4 protein-coding genes and 1 pseudogene are annotated in these 2,214 nt (G+C 70.2%); 1 reads left to right on the top strand and 4 read right to left on the bottom strand.

The genetic code is table 11. The features are described 5' to 3' along the window. Positions 1–180, bottom strand: a pseudogene (locus U1T56_RS24015) (hypothetical protein); the annotation flags it as partial. 172 nt (positions 181–352) lie between these two features. Between U1T56_RS24015 and U1T56_RS24010 the strand changes: the two are divergent. After that, entirely contained in the window at positions 353–655 is a 303-nt protein-coding gene (locus U1T56_RS24010; RefSeq protein ID WP_418162021.1) for an HlyU family transcriptional regulator, read from the top strand. An 85-nt stretch (positions 656–740) separates the two neighbouring features. On the opposite strand, the gene U1T56_RS24005 is transcribed toward U1T56_RS24010, so the two are convergent. The 3 genes from U1T56_RS24005 to U1T56_RS23995 all read right to left on the bottom strand — a co-directional run. Beyond that, the gene (locus U1T56_RS24005; RefSeq protein ID WP_418162020.1) at positions 741–989 is read right to left on the bottom strand and encodes a hypothetical protein; all 249 of its coding nucleotides are present in this window, start codon (positions 987–989) and stop codon (positions 741–743) included. 565 nt (positions 990–1,554) lie between these two features. After that, positions 1,555–1,887 (bottom strand): transposase, encoded by a 333-nt coding sequence (locus tag U1T56_RS24000; RefSeq protein WP_418162019.1) that lies wholly within the window; start codon positions 1,885–1,887, stop codon positions 1,555–1,557. Positions 1,888–1,968: 81 nt separating this feature from the next. Continuing rightward, on the bottom strand, positions 1,969–2,214 hold a 246-nt coding region (locus U1T56_RS23995; RefSeq protein WP_418162018.1), incomplete at its 5' end, for a hypothetical protein.

Genomic DNA, 2,214 nt, shown 5'->3' with positions numbered 1-2,214 from the left:
CCACCCCGGGCCACCCGACCGACGGCCCCCGCAGACCCAGCCCGAATCGCCACCACCTCGACGGACGTGACCGCCGGCGTTCGGGTGCTGGTCGCAGAAGGCATCCGTCAGGGCCACGATGGCCGCGCAGATTGCCTGCATGGTCCTGGAGACGGACGTCGGGCGGTTGAACTTCGTCATCACGGACCTCCTGCCGGGTACCCGCCATGCAGGTTACGCTGCCCTCTGCTGCACCTGCCTCGCCGCGGTGCCCAACGGAGGCATACGTCCGATCAACGAGCTGCGCGCTTGCAAGGCAGGGGGCCTGCGGCTTGGATGCACGTCGACGAGGATGGAGCGGGAGCTGCTCGAGATGACGATCGACACTTGGCTGGCGCGACTCTTCGGCCGCGGAAAGAACGCGGGCGGGGCGGCGCCGGCGGACGAAAGCGCCGCTGTGGAGTATCGCGACTACCGGATCATCCCGAACCCGATACGTCAGGGCGGTCAGTTCCTGACCGCCGGGACGATCGTCAAGGACTTCCCGGACGGACGGCGCGAGCACCGCTTCATCCGGGCCGATACCCACAGCAGCGAGGAGGAGGCGCGGCGCTTCATGATCCAGAAGGCACAGCGCCTGATCGACGAGGTGGGCGACCGGCTGTTCGGCGCCTAGCCGTGGTTTCTGATCAGGTTGTTCCGGCGAGTACCTGAGCGGGTGATCTACGGGCAGGGCTGCCATGGGGCCTTTGTTCGTCGTATCAGGCGAGCCATCGTGGCAGGTCGGCGGCGCGGCGACGGGATGATTGGAACGGGATGGCGCAAGCCCGTTCGTGCAGCATGGTCTGGATGAAGTGTGCCGCCTTGCCGTCGGTCTTCGGGGTGTAGGGCCGGGTCCGGATGTGCCGAATGGCGAGCGGCCGCAAGGCCTTGCGGAAAAGGCAGGCGACGTGGCCGGGACCGTTGCCGGTCTCGCCCGTTCCGCCCGGCCCCCGCGTGCCCGGAACCATCCGCGGGCGCGGACGGACGAGCCGGTCGCGGCTGCCGGCGCTCGTCCGGCAGCAGCTCGATGTCGGCGAACCGGATGGCGTCGTCGATGGCCACATGCAGGAAGCCGCAGCCCATCCCTCGGCTGGCGCCGCGTCGGTTGCCGGTGATCCGGGGTCGACGCCGTCGAAGCGGGCCAGCTTCTTGATATCGGGATGGAGGAGTGCTCCCGGGTGCTCGCGCTGGTGGCGCCGGGCCGGCTGCTTCGGCTCCAGCGCCGACAGCCACCCGAGCCCCATCCGGGTCAGCCAGCCGGCGACGGTCGGGCGCGCCAGCTTCAGCTTCCCGGCGATCTCCTCGCCGGTCAGCCTGTGATCCCGACGCAGCCCGTTCCACGCCCGCCAGAAGGCCGAGGCGCCGTCCGCTGCCGACCGCGGGCGCGACGATCGGTTGGCGAGGCCGGCCGCCCCTCTTCCATGATCCGTCTCACCATCTCCGCCCGACCGAGCGGCGTCGCTCGCGCATTCTCGTGCGGGTCGTTCATCCTCGTGTCCTGCGATGCTGCGTCCGGCAACGACCATCTTCAGGTCATCCGTTCGGATGAACGACCTCTTCGGATTCCACAGCCAGATTGTCCATGACCAGTACCGCGTCCGGCTCGACCCGGCGCAGCGCCGGCAGCAGCCCCTGCTCCAGGTAGGCCAAGAACACCGTCCCGTCGGTCGCGGCGGCGATGCTCATGGTGCCGACGAGGCCCTCGAGCCCGAGCGCGCCCAGGATGGTGACCCGCTCCCAGCGACCCCCTGGGGCCGTGCCCAAGGTGCGCCCACCGCGCGGGCTGCCGCCATCGAGGCGGGCCAGGTTGGTCAGAGCGCCACTTTCATCGAGGCAGACCAGGCACTCGGCCGGGATAGCCGCCATGTCGGCCCACCGGGTCTCCCGCGCCTGGGCGCGCTCGGCCTCGCCCGGCTCGCTGGCCCGCAGGCGCCGCTTTTTGGCGCGTCAGACCCAAGCGCCCACGGGTTCGGCCGAGGGTCCAGGGATGAACCCGCCCCCGGCCTCCTCGACCAGCTGATCCCGGTATTCGGCCAGGCTCGGATGGTCGTCGTCGGTTGCCAAGCGGCGCAGCGCCGCTTGGCCTTCCTTGCGGATCGTGGGCTCGAGGCCAAGCGGACTCCTCGAAAAACCACTGGCGTCGGCGCGGTTTGGGGTGATTCGCTGCCGTCCGCGGCGAAGGGGGGTGGCGAT

It is taken from the genome of Benzoatithermus flavus (genome assembly GCF_037908215.1).
Taxonomy (GTDB): domain Bacteria; phylum Pseudomonadota; class Alphaproteobacteria; order Geminicoccales; family Geminicoccaceae; genus Benzoatithermus; species Benzoatithermus flavus.
This window is presented reverse-complemented; position numbering and strand designations above follow the sequence as displayed.

Coding starts and splice junctions, on each gene's coding strand:
- U1T56_RS24000 (WP_418162019.1), bottom strand. CDS start 1,887: ATGGCGGCTATCCCGGCCGAGTGCCTGGTCTGCCTCGATGAAAGTGGC.
- U1T56_RS24010 (WP_418162021.1), top strand. CDS start 353: ATGACGATCGACACTTGGCTGGCGCGACTCTTCGGCCGCGGAAAGAAC.
- U1T56_RS24005 (WP_418162020.1), bottom strand. CDS start 989: ATGGTTCCGGGCACGCGGGGGCCGGGCGGAACGGGCGAGACCGGCAAC.